The 19,551-nt window shown below is 45.2% G+C and carries 8 protein-coding genes and 4 pseudogenes; 7 read left to right on the top strand and 5 right to left on the bottom strand.

The genetic code is table 11. The features are described 5' to 3' along the window. Window positions 1-77 precede the first annotated feature (77 nt). The 3 genes and pseudogenes from L1D55_RS23270 (at window position 78) to L1D55_RS23260 (ending at window position 15,035) form a co-directional block, all read left to right on the top strand. Window positions 78-10,469, top strand: a complete 10,392-nt coding sequence (locus L1D55_RS23270) for a DUF11 domain-containing protein (protein WP_239919040.1) — start codon at window positions 78-80, stop codon at window positions 10,467-10,469. Between the two features lie 27 nt (window positions 10,470-10,496). Then, window positions 10,497-14,012: a hypothetical protein gene (locus L1D55_RS23265; protein WP_239919031.1), complete on the top strand. Its 3,516-nt coding sequence runs from the start codon at window positions 10,497-10,499 to the stop codon at window positions 14,010-14,012. Window positions 14,013-14,066: 54 nt separating this feature from the next. Further along, a pseudogene (locus L1D55_RS23260) lies at window positions 14,067-15,035 on the top strand (OmpA family protein). Between the two features lie 83 nt (window positions 15,036-15,118). Here the strand turns inward: L1D55_RS23260 and L1D55_RS23250 are convergent. Continuing rightward, on the bottom strand, window positions 15,119-15,538 hold the full coding sequence (locus L1D55_RS23250; RefSeq protein ID WP_102424544.1) for a BLUF domain-containing protein: 420 nt from the start codon (window positions 15,536-15,538) through the stop codon (window positions 15,119-15,121). Between the two features lie 224 nt (window positions 15,539-15,762). Further along, the gene (locus L1D55_RS23245) at window positions 15,763-15,960 is read right to left on the bottom strand and encodes a hypothetical protein (protein ID WP_128161184.1); all 198 of its coding nucleotides are present in this window, start codon (window positions 15,958-15,960) and stop codon (window positions 15,763-15,765) included. A 514-nt stretch (window positions 15,961-16,474) separates the two neighbouring features. Between L1D55_RS23245 and L1D55_RS23240 the strand changes: the two genes are divergently transcribed. The 4 genes from L1D55_RS23240 (at window position 16,475) to L1D55_RS23225 (ending at window position 18,746) form a co-directional block, all read left to right on the top strand. Beyond that, complete coding sequence (locus tag L1D55_RS23240; RefSeq protein ID WP_239919029.1) at window positions 16,475-16,903, top strand: hypothetical protein; 429 nt, start codon at window positions 16,475-16,477, stop codon at window positions 16,901-16,903. Between the two features lie 106 nt (window positions 16,904-17,009). Continuing rightward, window positions 17,010-17,804, top strand: a complete 795-nt coding sequence (locus L1D55_RS23235; protein WP_239919038.1) for a hypothetical protein — start codon at window positions 17,010-17,012, stop codon at window positions 17,802-17,804. Window positions 17,805-17,859: 55 nt separating this feature from the next. Further along, entirely contained in the window at window positions 17,860-18,381 is a 522-nt protein-coding gene (locus L1D55_RS23230) for a GNAT family protein (RefSeq protein WP_239919028.1), read from the top strand. Between the two features lie 113 nt (window positions 18,382-18,494). Further along, the gene (locus tag L1D55_RS23225; RefSeq protein ID WP_239919027.1) at window positions 18,495-18,746 is read left to right on the top strand and encodes a TIGR03643 family protein; all 252 of its coding nucleotides are present in this window, start codon (window positions 18,495-18,497) and stop codon (window positions 18,744-18,746) included. A 33-nt stretch (window positions 18,747-18,779) separates the two neighbouring features. Here L1D55_RS23225 and L1D55_RS23220 read toward each other — a convergent pair. The 3 pseudogenes from L1D55_RS23220 to L1D55_RS23210 all read right to left on the bottom strand — a co-directional run. After that, window positions 18,780-18,995 (bottom strand): annotated as a pseudogene (locus L1D55_RS23220) (IS3 family transposase); the annotation flags it as partial. 47 nt (window positions 18,996-19,042) lie between these two features. Continuing rightward, window positions 19,043-19,165: pseudogene (locus L1D55_RS23215) on the bottom strand (IS5/IS1182 family transposase); the annotation flags it as partial. An 81-nt stretch (window positions 19,166-19,246) separates the two neighbouring features. Further along, window positions 19,247-19,551: pseudogene (locus L1D55_RS23210) on the bottom strand (DDE-type integrase/transposase/recombinase); the annotation flags it as partial.

Genomic DNA, 19,551 nt, shown 5'->3' with positions numbered 1-19,551 from the left:
TCAGATACAACCTTGCCTTTTTCTTATCTATTTTATTGATTCCATTCTCCGCCCAAGCTGACACTACAGGGCTAAAAATGGATCTGTCCGTAGATAGTGCATCTTATGACAATGGACAAGAGGTGGTTTACACGCTTGTTTTAACTAATGGGTCAGACAAAGCCATTAGTGACTTTGACGTTAAAGATGAGCTACTCAATATTCTGACGACAGATGACCAAGGCAAGAGTGTAAACGCGTTTACTCAGGCTACGATCCAAGCGCATTCGACGGTGCTTTCATCTGCGGGCACGTTTAATCGTTTTGGAAACCTAGAAGCAACTGACGTGCGTGTTGCCGCAGGTGGTTCGGTGACCTACACAATGTCTGCAATGGTTTCTGATCAAGCTGCGGGAACGATTGATAACTTCGCGACGGCGAGTTCTGGGCCGTTAGATTCGGTGGACTCAAATACAGAGTCCATTCAACGAGGCCTATATGAACACGACATTACGGTGTCAGTTGATAAGACTCACTACCAACTGAATGATGAGCTTACCTATACCATCAAGGTATCGAATACCGGTGACACTGTTATTAATGCTCTTGACGTTCAAGATGCTATCGCTGACATCAAGGCGCTGAATATCGAAGGTGCACTTGAACCGGCTTTTACTGCCAACGTGAATTCGGCTTCTGTCGAAGGGGATGAAAGTGACGCCGGGACATTTAGCTCATCGGGGAATTTAGTTGTCAGTGATGCCTCGATAGATATCGGCGGATCGATTACTTACACCATCGAAGCTACTGTTGCCGACAATTTAGTCGGCGATATTGTTAATGGTGATGTGACAGCTGAAACTCGAGATGCTTTGGTTTCTGCTGATGTGCTAACCACGCCGCCCACTGCGCCAAACGTCTCTCTTATCCATACCTTAAATCAATCAGACAGTTACTTGGTTGATGACAAATTTTCTTACACGGTCAAGGTAACCAACAAAGAAGACTCCGGGATTGCTTATCACTATTCTGTTCAGCAGCTTTTGGAAGATCTTAAGACCGACTTAGGTAACGACATCGGGACCGACAAGAACGCTGATGACATAACTGGCAACCCGTATGAGTCTTGGACCAACCAAGTTATTAATCTAGGTCCCAACAGCCGCTCTGAATTAGCGGATAGTGGCGTTGAATCTAATAAATCGCTGGATGATGTCGTCTCTATTTATCCAGGTGAGCAAATTCTTTACTCAGTGGAGGTTGATGTAAGTCCAGTTTCCATTGGTGCCATTCCTGAAGTTATCGCACGTGTAGTGGATGCAGATGGCTCGGCAGATTCTGGTGACGTGCTAACAAATCCTTTAGACACTAAAGAAGTCATCCACTCTTCATCGAGCCAAATTACTCGCAACAAGAAAACGACTGACACTACGTATGTACCAGGGGTATCTGGTCAGAATGAAGTGGTTTACGACATTGTTGTTTCGAATAAGGATTCTGAGTTCTTCGCAAACGATATTGAAGTTGTCGATAAATTTGCATGTATCGTGACAAAGCAGACGGATGGCAGCCTGGGTTCAGCATTCTCTGAATGGAAATTAGAGGTGAGTGATCGTAGTGGTGACGGCACAAATTATGGTTCGTTTAACTATGGTGCGTGGACGACTGACGACATCAATTTAAAACTCGACCTCGCGCCTGAAGGTGTCGTTCATTACAGATTGACCGCAAGAGTGGCTGACACCAGCGTGGGTCAAATTGTTGATGATGGTACGGATGCAGGCTTGTGTTTGGGCGATAACCTAAGCGAGTCTGGCTCTGGTGTCCAAATGCCAAACTCGAAATTAAAAGTCCAAAAGGAAGTGGATTCTCGTTATTACTCAGCTGGTGGCACACTAAATTATGACATCACGGTAGAGAATAACGGTGACGGCTATGCGATTGATGTGCCGGTTCATGATGATTTAGTCTCTATCATGACTCAGTCTATTAACGATACGCCGACTAAAGCGTATTTGAGTTGGGTGATTACGGCGAAATCTTATGCTTCTGATGGCTCTATCTCGACAAACAGTGATCCTGGCTTTACTGGTCAAATTGAAGGCAATCAAAATAATAAAGTGATCTTAGATGAGAAGGCTAAGTTAGCCCCACACGATAAGATTATTTATAGCATTGCGGCGGTCGTAAACCCAATTGCCGATGATGAGATTCGAAATGAAGTGACGGTAGACAGTGTGCTTTACTCCGATAGAGGAGCTTATCCACGTGATTATTACCTCACTCTGGACAAGCGTGTAGATGGGCATAATGAGCAAAATGCCTATACCGACACGACGACCGAAATCACCTATACGATTAAGGTGAGCAACCCGGAAGGGAATGGTTTTGCATCTAATATTAACGTTAAAGATGAAATCAGCACGATAGAGGCTGAGCTTCTTCATGAGCCGGGTGAAACCAAACCGGTATTTTCATCTTGGACTATCAGCGCTCAAAAAGAGGCTGCCTCTCCTTGGGTACTCGCCGTAACCGACCCTGGTGACTTTTCGGATAATAATGACCTTAATGCTACGGCACAAATCCCTCCCGGCGCTTCTATCACCTACACCATTGTTGGACAGCTTGATCGAAGTGATGATACTGAAATCCTATGGGGATCGTTTAGCAATACCGCCAAGGTAACGGGCCCAGATACTAACCTATCGGATACTGTTCGTACTCACCCAAGTGAGCCTAATCTTGTGGTTGATAAAACCGCTCAAAGCGCAGAGTTTGTGGGCGGTGAGCGAACGTCGTTTGATATCTACGTCTACAACCGAGGCGTTGGTTACGCTAATGATGCACAGATAAAAGATAGTATTTCAGCGCTTAACTTTTTTGATAGCTGGACGATTGTCGGAACAACCAATACAGACAAACCGGGCTCGCGCTACGGTGATATCTCTGACAATGCTGATATTGATACTAACGTAGATATCACTCCTGGTGGCTGGGTGCACTATGAAGTAAGTGGTGTGGTTAGGTCTGATTATGAAGAAGACCAAGTATCAAACCGTGTTGATGTTTATGACCCTATCACAGACCGTGAGCACAGCTCTTCGGCACAAATAGATAACTCGAACAGCGCCTATGACATCAACGTTTCACTGGCCAAAACGACGGACGTAGTTCGTTATACTCCGGGTGAAGATCTCACTTATACCATTGTTATTGGCAACAATAGTGATACTGAAGAAACCGATCTTATTTTTATGGACCGACTGAACGATATCACCACAACACTGGCTAACGATAAAGATGGGGAAGCCGAAGATTTTCTCGCTCAAAATCCGTTTGAGTATTGGTCGGTTGATACTGGTTCGGGCTTTGGCTCGCCAACGACTAAAGATGTCGAATTACCGATTTCTATTCCTGCTAAAGACTTCGTGACAGTGCGTATCAAAGCCCGAGTTAAAGATAATGCGGTGTCCAGTGGTGTTGCTGATAGAGACGCTGGAATCATCCGCAATGAAGCGGTGCTAATCCACAGCAGTGATGTTGGATGTACCAATGACTGTGAGTATGCAAAACGTGCCGTGGCTGAAAACCACCAAGTTCACAACAATGGTGGCGTGGTTCGCTCAACCAATATTAATCGATACTCACCGGGTGATGAGCTGACCTATACCATCAAGTACAACTCCCAGGATGGCCATGGCTACCGCAATAATGTTGACGTCAATGAACTGATTAATGGTATCTCGGTTGAACTTCAAGACGGTACGTTTGGTAATCCGTTCTTCGATGATGCGGCGGGTATGAAGAAGTTTACGGTTGCCGTTGCGAAGAGTGACCCTGCAAATGCGGGAACAACCGATGGCAAAAACGACGGTGATGTTAAGAACGATACTGATATCGTGACTTCCATTGATATCGACGCTGGGGAAGACGTGACTTACACCGTTACGGGTATCGTCAGACCTGATGCGACGGGTGATATTCACTACCGAGATACCGTAGTGCTGCCCGATGATTACCACTTGGATTTTGATAAAACAACCGATGAAGTGGTTTATGAACCAGGTAAAACGGTGACTTATCATTTAGTGGTTGAGAACGATGGTAAAGGTAACGCTCACGACATCCCAATCGTCGACAACCTAAAAGACATCACCGTTGATCTCGTTGATGGCTCGACCGGGCCTGCGTATTCAAGCTGGACCATTACATCCATTGCTTCTGGTACCGATTCTGATTACGTAGATGCTGGTGTGGGCGCGGGTAATGTCTATACCTCAACGGACAGTAATCTCAATCTTCAAGCGGATATTCCGATGGGAGCGACACTTGAGTATCGAGTGGTTGCGACCATCAACGACAAAGCGAATGGCGGAATCGTGAATGTGTTGACTGTCGATGGCGATACGATTTCTCATAACATCCAACAAGAAGCGCGCAAAGTCGATTTTGAGAAGAACATCCTCGCTTACTACGATGCTGATGATAATCCAATGCCAGGGGCGACAAGTTATATGCCTGGGGGATACGTTGAGTACGAAATCTTAATCGAGAACGTCTCTAGCGCTCACGTTGATGATATGAGTTTGCGTGACGACATTGACCAAATTAACACACAGTACTTTGATGGTTCTCGTGGCCCAGCCTTTGATAGTTGGACAATTGAAACCTTCTCAGACGGTTCTGGAATCTCAAACCCTGATGTCGATAACTCGATTCGAGATAACCAGCCTATTGATACACATTTTGATATCTCGGCGGATAACTTTGGTCGCTCAGGATCACTTGCATTCGTGCGTTATGTTATTAAAGCCAAGATTAGCCCGAAAGCAGTAGGCTCGTTCACTAACAGAGCTTACATGGGCGAAGACAACGGAAATGAATTCATTGCCGTTTCTCCGCCAGCGTCAATGTCAGAACCCGAAATTGCATTCAGCAAGCAAGTGTTCTCCGATGCTGGCCTATCGAGTAAGAAAGAACATTACTCCCAAGCGCCTGGTGAAAGCGAGGTTTACTACCGCGTTCAGATTAAAAATACAGGTAACGGCACTGAGTATGGCTCTCGCCTAGAAGATACCATTTCGGCGATTGAGACACGTATCGCAGAAGATGTCTCATCAACAGGCAGCGACCCTGTCGGGCAGCCATTTTTGTCTGGCTGGGAAGTGGACCTAGAGAAAACTGCAGCGGCTGGCTCTATTACGGATGCGGTTGACTTTGTTTCCGGCAACAATGTCGATATTGATAACGACATTGTTATCGCACCTCAAGAAAGCCTGACTTTTATCATTCATGGTGTCATCCGCGAGGATGCATTAGGTGAAATCCTCAACAGAGCGAGTTACGACGGCGGTGTTCGAAGTGCGAATCTACTGCCGCTTGAAAACAAGATTAGTGTTTCTAAACGTGTGGTATCGGTGAATGGTAAACCGTTCTCTGATGGCGACACTTACCTGCCGGGAGACCAAGTCGAGTATGAATTTGTCGTGGCTAACCCAGAAAATGGTTGGGCTAACGATGTGCACATCAAAGATGTGATGAGCAACGTTCAAGTCGAAGTTATTGGCGGGGACGTAGAATCGGCGTTTGTTTCAAGCGAAATATCTCATGAAGTAAGCAATGGTATTGATGCTAACGCTGATACTTATGTTCCGGACTACAACGCAAACCACAATCTAAATATCGAAGCAGATATCGCCGCAGGTGAAGTGCTGACGTTTAAAGCAACCGGCGTGATACGTGATGACGCATTGGGCACCATCAGTGCCAACCGAGTAACGGCAGACGGTGAATCTGCTACATCTGAAAAGATCCCGCCACAAGCGGTTGAGCTCGATTACTTCAAAACCCTAGTTTATACCGATGGTGAATCTGTTGGTTGTACCGTGCCTTCGAGTGACGGAAAGGGCTGTAACTACGCGCCGCGTGGAGACGTCGAGTATCAAGTAACGCTTGCGAATACGGGTGACAGTATCGCCAATGATGTGAGTGTTATTGATGCCATTCATGCCATTAAAACGGAAGATGGTGATGATGCGTTCTCTGAGTGGTCTACAGCGATTGCGGAGGAGCCAGCGGGTTCATATGACGTACAGGGTGATTACAACGGAAGTGTCCCGTTAGATGCGACGGTCGACCTTCGTCCTGGTGAGCGTATAGTTTTTGATGTGAAAGGTAAGGTCTCAACATCAGCAACTGGCACTATCACCAATACGGCGCAGGTTAATGGCGATGACACTAACGACATCGTCTTGAACCCAGGTCGCTCCAACATTCTCGTTGATAAGTGGACCGACACACCAGACTACGTACCGGGCGGCACGATTAACTACTACATCGATATTACCAATGATGATGTTGACACTGGCTTGTTCTCAATCCGCGACATGATCAGTGGCTTTGAAGTCGAAACTGTCGATGGTTCGATGCAAACGGCACTCACGCAGTGGACGGTTGATTATGAGGTTCTTGCTAACTCTGCTCCTCTAGATCCAAATGCGAATGACTTCTCAGAGCTAGATAAATTAGTAGGGAAAAACAGCCCAGATATTAATCTGCCAGCCGAATCTCTCAAGATCTCAGGGCGTGATGACACAGGCACTGGTGGCGGTGATCAGCATACGCTTGTCCGTATTCATATCGAAGGAAAGGTTCGTGATGACGCAATAGGTCGTTTTACCAATACCGCTTATTTACGACATGGTTTAGACGACTCAAAGATGATTCGTCTAAGAGAGGGGTACATCACTCCAAAAGCGGGCAACTTGGTGCTAACCAAAGAAGCAACTCCGATAGCTGAACCTGATGCTAAGTACCAACCGGGTCAACCTATCTCATACAAGATCACCATCGCGAATACTGGGGAAGGCTATCTTGTGGATCAGGTCCTGACGGATCGCATCGATACCATCATGACAGAAGTAGCGAATAGCCCAGATCAAGAGCAAGCACTGACTGGCAACTGGATCATCAGTGATGAACAACTTGATGGAAGTGGCGACCCAGCACTGAACGCTCGTAAAGATGTGTCCAATACTGTTCAAGGTTACCGCGCGACTTACAGCATTCACCCTGGTGACAGCTACTCATTTGTTGTGACAAATACCGTAAACGACAAAGCCAAAGGTGAGATCACCAATGTGGTTACAGTTGAAGGTGATGATGGTGAATACACCGCAGACGCGACTTACATTCCTGAAGATGCGCAAGTCGAAATTACAAAAGAGGTTGATAAGGCGGAGTACCTTCCGGGAGAAGCTCTGCAATATACAGTGACCGTGACAAACAACGGATTAGGCTGGGCAGAAGATGTTGCCATTGAGGATGCGCTGCAGTCTGTTGAAACCACAATTGCTGGTGGTGAGATGTCGCAAGCCTTTGAGCCTGCTTCAATCCAAATCTCGGCAGCCTCAACAACGGGTGAGACGCCAGTGCCTGCTCCAACGATTGGCGAAGATCTTAACGAAACGTTAGATATTGCTCCTCAAGATAGCGTTGTTTTCACGATTCAGGTGACAACCAATGCACTTGCAACAGGTGATATCACGAACTTGGCATCAGCCTCCTTCGACGGCACGACTTTTGACGATACTGCGACGAGTACACCTGTACTCGCAACACTGTCTATCGAAAAAACAGTCGATACGCCTGCATATGAAGTGACAAAGTTAAGCCATTACGAGATCACTGTGACCAACAGCTCAGATGCTTTTGCTTCAGGTGTTGAATTGCAAGACATCATCAGCGGTATTGAAGTCGACACGACGACTGAGACAAAAGAGCCTGCATTCCTTATGTGGGAAGTCAGCTTTGAAGCAAGTGATGACCGCACAGTGGTGAACCCAGAGAGCTTTGAGTTGAGTGAAGACATCGACGCCAACATGGATATTACGCCACAAAGTACCGTGACGTTCTATGTTGAAGCTCGGATTCGCAATACCGCAATTGGCGAAATCAGTAACACAGCAACCATCACTTATAACGGTACTCAACAAGATTCTACGGTAGTAATGACACCGAAAGATTCTGAGTTTGTTGCAACGAAAACCAATGTGCAGACGGAATATGTTCCGGGTGGGGAATTAGAGTTCCTGATCACTATTCAGAATACCTCAAACAACAACATCAATGATCTCAGTGTTGTCGACGACATGAGTACGATTGAAGTTGAGTATTACGACGATACAACAGGCCCAGCCTTTGTTTCTGGCACAACTTCTATGGTAGTGGAATCAACCACTGTGGGGACGACCGCCGAACAAATCAGTCCAACAGAATACAGTGTTGATATCGCTCCACACGGTACGGTCGTTTTCCGCTCAAAAGGTACTGTGGTGGATACAGCGACGGGACGTATCGTCAACACCGCGCAAGTCGATGGCGGCGATGTGGTGAGCCCTCCAGTTCATACTGTCGCAGCCGTTGTTCAGGCAGAGCTCTTTACCGACGCACCTTATTACGTACCGGGCGAGCAGGTTGAGTATCACTTAGTGGTGCAAAATATTGGTCGTGGTATCGCGAAAGATGTCGCGCTCTATACCCAGTTTGCTGAATCAATGGGAGACCATATTGATGGCTCACACAGTAATTCCTTTGATGAAGGGACGCTTAGTGTGACATGGGAAGGAGCAGAGACGCAACCGGGTACCTTTGACGTTGATAGAGATTTGGCCACGGTCGTTGACATCGCACCGGGTGGCAAGATTGATTACACCTTCATCTTGACGGTTAACGAAGACATGCTGACCAACATCGATGTTTTTGGCTATTACCTCGATTTAACAGGTAGTTCAACGGCACATACTCGTTCTAAAAACACAAAGGAATCTGATGCATCAAAACAGATAACGGGTAATCAAGTATCGGCTTTGAATCTACCTCCAGTCGGTGCTGATCTGGTTGTTGAAAAACGTTCTGATAAACCAGAATACACCGAAGATGACGACAGTGTTATTTACTACTTAGCGGTCACCAATAACGGTCTGGGTAATGCTGCGAACGTTCGTCTAACGGATGAAATCAGTGAATTGAAGAACAGTGTTGGCAACGAAGTGTTTACCGACTGGACGATTGAAGGGGTAGAAGTCGATGAAACGGGTGCAGTGATTCAACGTCATAGCTTCCCATCAAGTACAGACTTAGATACCACCGTTAACCTTAAGTCTCAAAAGCGCAATGCTTTCGCATTTGAAGTGGTGGGTACGCTAGGCAAAGGCTTGGATGACGACATCACCAATACCTTTATCGCGACGGAATCGGATGGTACCGAAACCAGCGACAGCGTCACTAATCACATTAAGAAAATTCCAGATAACTCTGGGGTACTTGAGCTAACGAAATCTGCGTTACAAGACACGGCGCAAGTCGGCGACGCGGTTGAATACGAGATCATCGTTGAAAACAACAATGAATCGTACTTCAAGAACGTAACTGTAGAGGACCGTTACCCAGGTGGTCTGAAATACATCGTGGATACTTCAGAAATTGTGTTGAGTGGTATTGATGGTGAGTTTGGTACACAAGATGACCAAGTGATCACTCAAGAGCCGTCAGACACCGGCAAGCTCATGTTCACCTCGTTGGACTTTGAACCGGGCGAGAAGCTGCGTATTCGTTACTTATTACGAGTATCGGTCGGTGCCACTTTCGGTGATTATATCAACACAGCTGTCGCTAAAGTGGATGGGTTAGCGGTATCCAATGGAGACACAGCTAAAGTGACGATTGAACCGGACAAGGTATTCGATACTTCTTCGATCATCGGCAAGGTGTTTGAAGATCACAACAAGGATGGATTCCAAGCCGATGCCACAGCCTTTGATGTGGAGTTAACCGCGAACTTGGCAACACAAGGCTACATCGCCGACTCAACACATATCATTCGGGATGGACAAGACATTGCTGTTAAAGATGGCGCAATAACCACAGCACTTGAGCAAGGTTTGGAGCTTGGTGATCTTTGGGGTCACTCAGTAAATCGCACGCTGCCAGAAACCAGCAAAGTGGTGATTCAATTCAAGACTCGCACCCAGCAGAGCTTTGATTTCTATGTCACGACCGATGCGGGATCCCGTATCGAGTTTGATGCGCAAGGTCAGATTCAATTTAAGCATGAATCGGATAAGAAAAAGGGACTGAGCGCGGAGAACCTCAATGTAACCAGAAACCTGTATCGCGATGGCGAGGATTACCTGTGGGAAATCGTTATCGAGAACAAAGGTATTTACGAAGATGGTATTCCGGGCGTTAAGTTGATGACGGTTGAGGGAATCGTTATTTACACAGACCAGTACGGTCGTTACCACGTGCCCGACCAATGGGTACTCAATAAGAAAGGTAAGAACTTCCTCGTGAAGTTGGACACTGACTCGCTATCCACCTCTATGGAAGTGGTGAGCGAAAACCCGAAAGTGTTGCGAATTACCCCGAACAAGCTCACCAAGTTCAACTTTAGCGTGCATCGCAAAGATCAAGAAAGTGAACAGCAGTAGGCCATTGGAACCGTATCTGGAAATTGTATGAAAGTATTTAGTAAGTCCCGTGTAGCCACGTGTGTGTTGGCTGCGATCCCTGCAATGGCACTGGCCAAAGACACAGGCAAGCTTGAAAAGCTTGGTTCTGAGACAACGGGCATTGAAATTACCAAGCCTAACCAAGCGCAAGACAGCTCACGTATTTACCTTGAACAAGGCGCGATTTGGGTAAGCCGCGACATCACTCGCTTTGACCCCGTATTAGACGTCAGCGTCAGTGATGAATTAGATGTGGAACAAGGCACATTGCGTGACAGCGTCGGTTTCACCATTACCACCAACTATGGTTACTACATCAAAAAGTACCAGTTAGAGGTGTACCGTGTCGGCGATTTTGGTTTATCTGAGCCAATCGCTGTGCTTGATGGCGATAAATTGGCAAACGACTCTGACATCAGTTGGGATGGTCAAACCGATGTCGACTACCAGTTTGAGGTTGGTGATCAACTGATGTTCCGCCTAAAAGCGTGGGACAAAGATGGCAACATGGACGTGACCACGGTTGGTGTAACGGATTTGGTGAAGCCTGACTCTGAAGTGGACATCGACCGTAACGATAACGACGATGAAGAGAGCAAAGACAAAAGCTACGGACAGGCCAAGTTGATGCGTCACAACATCCCGACTAATGCCGGCTTAGCCAAGTTCATTGGTACCGGTTTGAAAGGCGTTGATAAGGTTATCATAGGTGAAGACGAGTTTGACGTCGAAGATGGCAACTTATACGCAGAACAGTATCTACCGACAGACTCTTACATTTTCCCAACTAAGGTTGTATTTGATAACGGCGATGAGCGTCGTTATAAGCTATACGTCCGTATTCCAGATACGTACTACGCTCAAACGGGTTTGGCTGATCTCTATGTTGGGAAGAACAACGTTTCTGGTAACAGCGATGCATTGAGCGTCGATGACCAATATCAAGATGACATCTATAACCAAGGTCGTTTGGCGTACTTTGGTCAGGGTAAATTTGGCGATAAGCTTCGCGTGACCACTCACTTTGATACTCGAGAAAGTGAGATAAAAGACATGTTCAAACATCCATTCGCATCAGACGATTCGGATGTGTTCGATATTCTCGAAGACGATGATGAGCTTTATTACGGCAACTATGGTGACAGCTCAAACATTGAAAAAGTGGTTAACACCAAGGGTAAGGTTTACCTCAATGTTGAGTACGACAAATCGCAATACTTGTGGGGTAACTACAACACAGGATTAACCGGCACTGAGAATAACGATTACAACCGTAGCCTATATGGTTTCAAAGCCGATTACCGTACTCGAGATACCACACAATACGGTGAAGACCGCTTAAACGTGGTCGGTTTTACGGCAGAAGCTGACTCCTTATATGCACATGATGAGTTCTTAGGTACAGGCGGCTCTCTGTATTTCCTTCGCCACGGTGAAGCAGTACCGGGAAGTGACAAGGTTTACGTAAAAGTAAAAGATGAATCTGGACTAGTACAAAATGAAATCCCGCTTGAGCCGGGTGTCGACTATGACTTCGACCCGTATCAAGGCCGAATCATTCTGACCAAGCCACTTGATAACATCTTGTCCGGTAGTTTTGGCAGTGTGATCGAAAATGGTGATGACTATGAAAACTATCTGGTTGTTGATTATGAATACGTCCCACAAGGATCTGATTCACTTGATGCCATGTCGTATGGTGGACGAGCAAAAGGTTGGGTTAACGATCATATCGGTGTAGGTGTCACTTACGCAACACAAGAAAAAGATAACCAAGATTACGAGTCTTACGGCACCGATTTAACATTGCGTGCGACAGAGGGGACTTACATTAAGGCTGAGTTCGCGCGCAGTGAAGGTACGCAAACTGAATCGAACTTCGTCTCTACAGACGGTGGTTTAACCTTCACACCTATCGGCGATACCTTAGAAGATCGTGAGGGTGACAGCGTTCAAATTACCGCAGTGACGAGCCTCTATGACCTTGCACCAACTATTTTTGGTGCGGTAGGCAATGACTTCAAGCTTTGGTATCGAGACAAAGACGCAGGATACAGCTACGCGAGCAGCAGCGATGACCTAGAGCAAGAAGCCTATGGCGCTGAACTTCGTTTGCAAGCGACCGATCGTTTAGCGGTGCTTTCCCGTTTTTCAACCAACGAAGAGCGTGATGTTGACGGTAATCTTGAAACAGATACAGAAACGATTGAGATCGAAACCCAAGTCAAAATCACTCAGCACATCAAGGTATCAGCGGCCGGACAGCAAACTGAAGAGCTTAACCAAAACGATGAGCAAAGTGATACGACCTTAGCGGGCGTGAGATTGGAGTACATGTGGGATAGCGATAACAGCGTCTACATCAAAGGCCAAACCACAGTCGCACAGTCGGATGACTATGACGAGAACGATAGCGCATCGATTGGTGCGGAATTCCAAGTGCTGGAAGATTTGTCATTAGGTGGTGAATATACCGATGGTGACCGCGGCCAAGTTGCTGAAGCGACCGTGACTTACGATGTGTCGGATGACCACTCTACGTACCTTACTTATGTTGATGATAACTACGAAGGCCAAAATAACGTGATTGTTGGGCAACGTGCAGACCTCACCAGCAGTGTCGATTTCTACCAAGAGAACCAATTCGTCGATGAAAACGATGGTCACGGTCGAATTGATTCCTATGGTTTTGGTTACGACGTGACGGAAGATGTTGAAATGGGCATCGGATATCAACTGGGTGAAATCGAAGATGACCAGAACATCACAACAGAGCGTGAGTCCATCAGTTTCAATGCCTCGATAGATCTGGATGACATCACCTTAAACCACAAATTCGAATACCGAGTGGACAAGAGTGAAGACGACCCAGAAATCGCACAACGTGAGCTGCAACAAATCGTGACGACTAACCGTTACACGCACCACTTAACGGAAGAGTACACGCTGTTTGGTAAGTACAACTACTCAATCACAGAGAGTGAAACCACAGGCGAAACCATGGCTAAATTCACCGAAGCCACAGGTGGTCTAGCTTATCGTCCGATCTATAACGATCGATTGAATCTACTAAGCCGTTACACCTACATTGCGGACTTCGACCAACTGGATCGCGATGTGGATTATCAAGATGAAACCAGCCAAATCATTGAGGTGGAAGCGATCTACTCAATTGATCAGCATTGGGATGTCGGTACTAAGTATGCGCATAAAGATAAAGAACAAGCTTTTGAGCGTGCTTCTGGCGCGAATGAGATCGTTAAAAGCGACATCGATTTATACGGGCTTAGTGCTTCTTACCGTATGATGAAAGAGTGGGATGTAACGGGTGAATATCACTGGAAAACAGACACACTCAATGATGAGTTAGAGCACGGCGCATTGGTCTCTGTGAACAAGCACATTGGTGAGAACCTAAAAATGGGCATTGGTTATAACTTCTCTGCGTTTGATAGTGATTTAACCAACGATGATGATTATGACGCTTCAGGCGTGTTCATTAACTTAGTCGGTAAGATTTAAGCCAGCCCAAAGAGGGTGAAAGTAGAGACTTAAAAATTGAAAACAAAAAGTAAGATGAAAATAACTATTAGCCTAGTCAGCGGCGTAATGAGCGCTTTGCTTCTTGCTGGCTGTGCAACCGACACCTATGTGAGTCAGGAAAATCGCGATAAGTTTGCAGGTTTAGATGTTTCTAAGTTTTTGATTAGTGAATGTTTAGTACCTGAACGTGAAGTTCATATTGCGATTGCAGAGCACTTTGCATTTGATAAGTACAAGCTACGTGACCTCGACAAGATCAACCTAGATAGCTTCGTTGAAGAGATCAGAGGCTTAAAAGGGCGTATTACGATTGTCGGACACACGGATTACAAAGGCTCGTTGGATTACAACCAGCGCCTTTCTCAGCGACGCGCTAAGTCAGTGGCTGACTACCTTCAGACACATTTGGACCCTAAGAATTACGATTGGGAAGTGAAACACCTTGGTGAAACTCAGCCTCTGTTGTTGGGTAAAACCGATAAAGACCGAGCGGAGAACCGCCGTGCGTTTATCGTGTTTGAAGAAGCGCAGAAGTACGAAGAGATGCCTTTCTGTGAGCCACCAAAACCTGAGCGTAAGGTTTACATGGCGATCACACCACACTTTGATTTTGATAAGTCAGTGCTGAAACCAGAGGACTTAACTCAGTTAGATGATTTTGCGTCTCAATTGAGTGGCTTGCAAGGTAACATCATGGTGGCAGGGCATACTGACCAAGCCGGTTAGGTTTCTTACAACGAGAAGTTAGCGGAGCGCCGCGCAGAAAGCGTGGTGAAGTACCTCAAAACTAGACTCGACCCTAAACAGTTTATCTGGGAAGTGAAGTCGTTTGGTAAATTGCAACCAGCCATAAACGAACGTTCAGAGAAAGCGGATGCACTTAACCGTCGTGCCTTTATCGTGTTCAAAGAGTCGGATATTACGGCTGAACAGCAAACACTGTCGGGTAGCGAACAAGAGTTTCTTCGCAGTGAAAGCGAAAAGAAGCTTGGTAATGACTAAAAGCTAGCCTTTCAAATGACGATAAAAAGCCCCATTCGTTGGGGCTTTTTGATGCGTGTAACTTGGATAAAAGGGGCGCTAATTTATTCAGATGGCAAATTCTGCTTCAACTCGAGAAGCATTTGATAAGCACTTTCTCCGGACATCTCATATGGATTGAATTGGTTGGATGTCGAAAACTGTAAATTCACCAATTCGGTCAAGCTTGATTGAGGGATATCTCCCATAGACCAATCTCCAAATTGCCTACAGTCGATTTCTTTGAAATACAGGATCATCACCTTTTTATGACGCTTGTCATTCAAGATGTGGTTATAAGTGTGATTTACAGCGCTTCTCGACCCTTCGATGCATTGGAGGAAATATTTGTCATTGTGGCTAAGAAGACCTGTTAAATGGCTTTGTTTATTGCGGTCGTGCGAGATCTGGAGAATATCGTTCAAAGCCTCAGCGTCACAACTTTCACAAAGTGTACTGACATAAATTAACCGGGTTAGGAACATAGCTATCACTTGGATTATTTGTTCGAAGGTACTAACAAATATAAGCCAAGCTCGCAGGATTGCTAATTATTGATTGTTTTGTCATTTACTTTGTTTTTTTGGGAGGGGGGGCAACAAGCAGGCGAGAGGCGAGTTCAGGTTTGTGCTTTATTGTGGGTAAGACTTGGTTACCATCTTCAATAGTCGAACATCTTTGCCTGCTTGTTATTGAATTACGCGTTTGTTCATATTCCTTGGTTTGACACTGAAATTGACTCAACATTAGAAGATGCATCGAATCTAACATTGACCAAAACGGTTTCGCGTTCAAAGGTCACATCATCAAAATCTGTCGCCGCGATTTTAAACCCATTTTTCGCAAATAAGCTTGTTACGACCGTGCGTTGTTTCTGTTCCATAGCGTGCGTTAGTAGTTCGTCCATCGTCATCTCCATTAGGCAACAGTGTGTATAAAGTAACCATACAGCGCTGCCATTATGAGATCAATTGCTTAATCGATAGCTTGTGCTGATATGAGTAGATGAATGATTGAACCATTCAAATTGCTGATACCTGTGTGCTTATATTTGGATGAATTCTATGTAAGTTAGCACTTTATGTGATAGGGCTTCAGCAAACTCTAAGCGGGCGGCTCTCGTGTTCAAAATGAATTGAAATAACTGGTTACAAAGTACAGATGAAGCGTGTTGATTGATGGGAGCATTCATTATGAGTAGCGGAAAGATTCAATTGATGAATACCTTCCGCACGGTGCAAACAGCAACTAGAGTTCAAATTTATTAATTCATATTTTGAATGTTTTGTTGGTGTTGTTATAAATGTTATTAATTTCATATCCTTGCTTTTTATATTCTCTTGATTTATAAATTAAGCATTCACCGATAACTTCATGATTATATTAGTTTTTACTAACCTTTAATAACATGGAGAAAGGCGATGAATAAGAACCCAACACGCAATAGGTTAGCGAATTTATTGAGGCTGCGTAGACCATACAAAGCATCTGACTTTCTAGTGAGCTCTGATGAACTTCGAGTCAAGAAGGATGTTTACAGCTTACGTAAAATCAAACAGCTAGAAATCCGACAGCTGGGCATCAAAGAAAACGCAATCAACGTCATTTCATTGGCCTTGATGCTATCTGCAGCAACTTGGGCGTTCGTACCTCAGTTTGGATTACCTATGCTCGCTCTGACCTTTATTTTGGCTTTTGTTTCGTGGCGAAAATACGAGCTTCGTGCAGAGTTTAAAGGATCAGACGAAACTGGTGATCACTGGGTATCTGTAGCTCGAGGTTGTACTCGTGAAGAATTTAAGATCTTAAAAAGTGTCGAAGTGAATTTTCGGGAACAAGTTGTAAGCTAAGTGCGACCTCGCAGTTAGCATGGTTCAACCCTAAACAAGGCTCGTCATCATTGGCGAGCTTTTTACTTTTGGAAAGGCAAGACTTATTAAAAACGATATGAAGCAAATGCCAGTAGCCTTGGGTGTCATCTTTTTTGGCTTCAGTCTTTACACTAATGCTGACACTATTGAGTTCCCTGCTTGTGTTGAAGGTAAAGTGTTGAACACCGAGGTTCACCTTTACATTGACGAGTCTATGTTGTTGGAATACTCGAAGGCGTTTATCGCTAGTAAAGTTGCCACATGGGAAAATTACTCCAACCTAGTTTTGAAAAACTCATGTATTCCTATGAGGAGAAAGGTAACCCAAATTACTTATACATCTGCTATCGATAGCCTTTGGTTTCAAAATGTGAGTGCGGCAGAGAGGCTACTCAAATTATCGATGGAAGATCCAATTGAAGAAATCACAGAGGACGGTCGTCCTGTTTTTACAGGTGTTGTGTTTTCAAATTATCATTCTGCTTTCGAGTCTCGATATTGTGGTGTCGCATCTAAGGTCTCTCGTTTTTTCTCTTTGGCTATAAATTGCCCAGACTCGACAATGGAACATGAAATTGGTCATATGGGCGGCGCCAACCATGACTATAAAACGGTGCTAAAAGATTACGCGACTATCGAACATTTTATCGCTGACAGGTACCCCAAAGCGCCCGCACATTCATTCGGTGCTACATGTGCAGAGAGAGGCACTGTGATGTCTTATGAGCGTGATATTATTCCTGCCTACTCTAGTCCTGAAATTAGAGTTAACGGACAGCAATGTGGAGATAACGCGTATCATAATAATGCGAGAGTGCTTAGAGAGTTCGCAAATACTCATTTAAAGCTAATAGACTCCAAAAAAAATAAGTCGAGCTAATACCGAGAATAATCAAACAGTACGATGGCGTTTGAAAACAGGACAAGGAAAGTGAATGGACATAATGATAAGACCAGCAATGCCTAGCGAATTAGCTGCTATTTATGCTTTGGTTATCTCAAACGATGAGTGGACTAAGTTTAATGGCCCTTATTTTTCGTATTCTCATCCGTCATTAGAAAGCTTTGAAGCGCATTCGTTTAAACGGTTGCTCGAGGGCGATGACCTGCAGCTGGTGGTGGTCGAAGGTGTACCTGTTGGAACCGTGAGCTGCTACTGGGAATGCGAAGAGACACGATGGCTCGAAGCTGGCGTAGTCATTTATAACTCTGATTATTGGGGGAAGGGTATCGCAGCATTGGCACTTCCGCTTTGGATTACTTACTTATTCGAAAATAAACAGATTGAGCGTGTTGGGCTAACTACTTGGTCAGGTAACCCGCGCATGATGTCTCTCGCTTTGAAGCTAGGTTTCCAGCAAGAGGCGAAGCTGAGAAAGGTGCGATATTACCAAGGCGAGTATTATGACTCGTTGAAGTATGGGGTGCTGCGTAGCGAGTGGCTGGAGAGAGGATAGCGATAAATATCTGTTTTTTGTTTGATGATTCCTTATCGATTCAGTGGTAACACCCTGATCTAAAAAGTGAGAGTGAGCGTACTTCTACTCAGATTTTAAAGGATGAGTAGACAATGAAATTATCTAAAGAGAATGAATCAAGAATTATTGAAATGGCGTGGGAAGACCGAACGCCATTTGAGGCAATAGAACATCAATTTGGTTTAAATGAATCACAGGTGATTCGTTTTATGCGAAGTCACATGAAGCCAGGTAGCTTCAAATTGTGGCGCGCTCGCGTCTCAGGTCGTGCGACAAAACATGTAAAACTTCGTAGTTCTGAAGTGTCGAGAGGTTATTGTCCAACACAATATAAGCGGCAGTAGGTTTGATCTGCTCCAGCCAGACTGGACACTTCATTAAGCGACATTTTGTTGTTCAAAGTTAACTGGGCTTAGATACCCAAGAGCACTGTGCCTTCTCGTTCGATTATAATCAACCTCTATGTACTCGAAGATCGTTTGGCGCATCTGCTCTCTCGTCATAATCGGCTCATATTGGATCGCTTCCACTTTCATAGAATGGAAGAAACTCTCAACACAAGCATTGTCCCAGCAGTTTCCTTTCCTACTCATACCGAGCAGTTTCCTTTCCTACTCATACNGTGATAGCTAAATCAATTCTGTTTGCTTTGCGCCCACCCGCTTATTGCTTCTTCATCAATCCAAAAGGTCAGAGAACCACGGTTAATGAGTGATTGGTTGTATTGCTTCCAGTTGGTTGTTTTGTAACGAGGCTTAGGCATAGGACTACGAGAGAGAGTGGAGGTAGCTGATCAGATCGTAGGTTCTGGATTTAGTTCCATTGAATTACGCAACAAAGCCCAAGCATTGTCCCAGCAGTTTCCTTTCCTACTCATACTTTGCTTGAGATTATAAGCAGTTATGAGATCTCGATAATCCTTTGAGCAGTACTGACTACCTCGATCACTATGAACGATAACCTGCTCGGGGAATCCGCGACGGAACAACGCCATTGATAGCGCATCACAGACCAGCGTAGCCGTCATTCTGGTATCCATAGACCATCCAATTACTTGTCTTGAGTAAAGGTCAATAATTACCGCCAAGTACAGCCAGCCTTCGCTTGTGGCTATATAGGCCAGCCTTCGCTTGTGGCTATATAGGTGAT

Origin of the sequence: Vibrio sp. Isolate22, from assembly GCF_022398115.1 — a bacterium.
GTDB lineage: Bacteria > Pseudomonadota > Gammaproteobacteria > Enterobacterales > Vibrionaceae > Vibrio.
The sequence above is the reverse complement of the archived record's forward strand: the minus strand, read 5'-3'. Positions and strand labels throughout refer to the sequence as shown.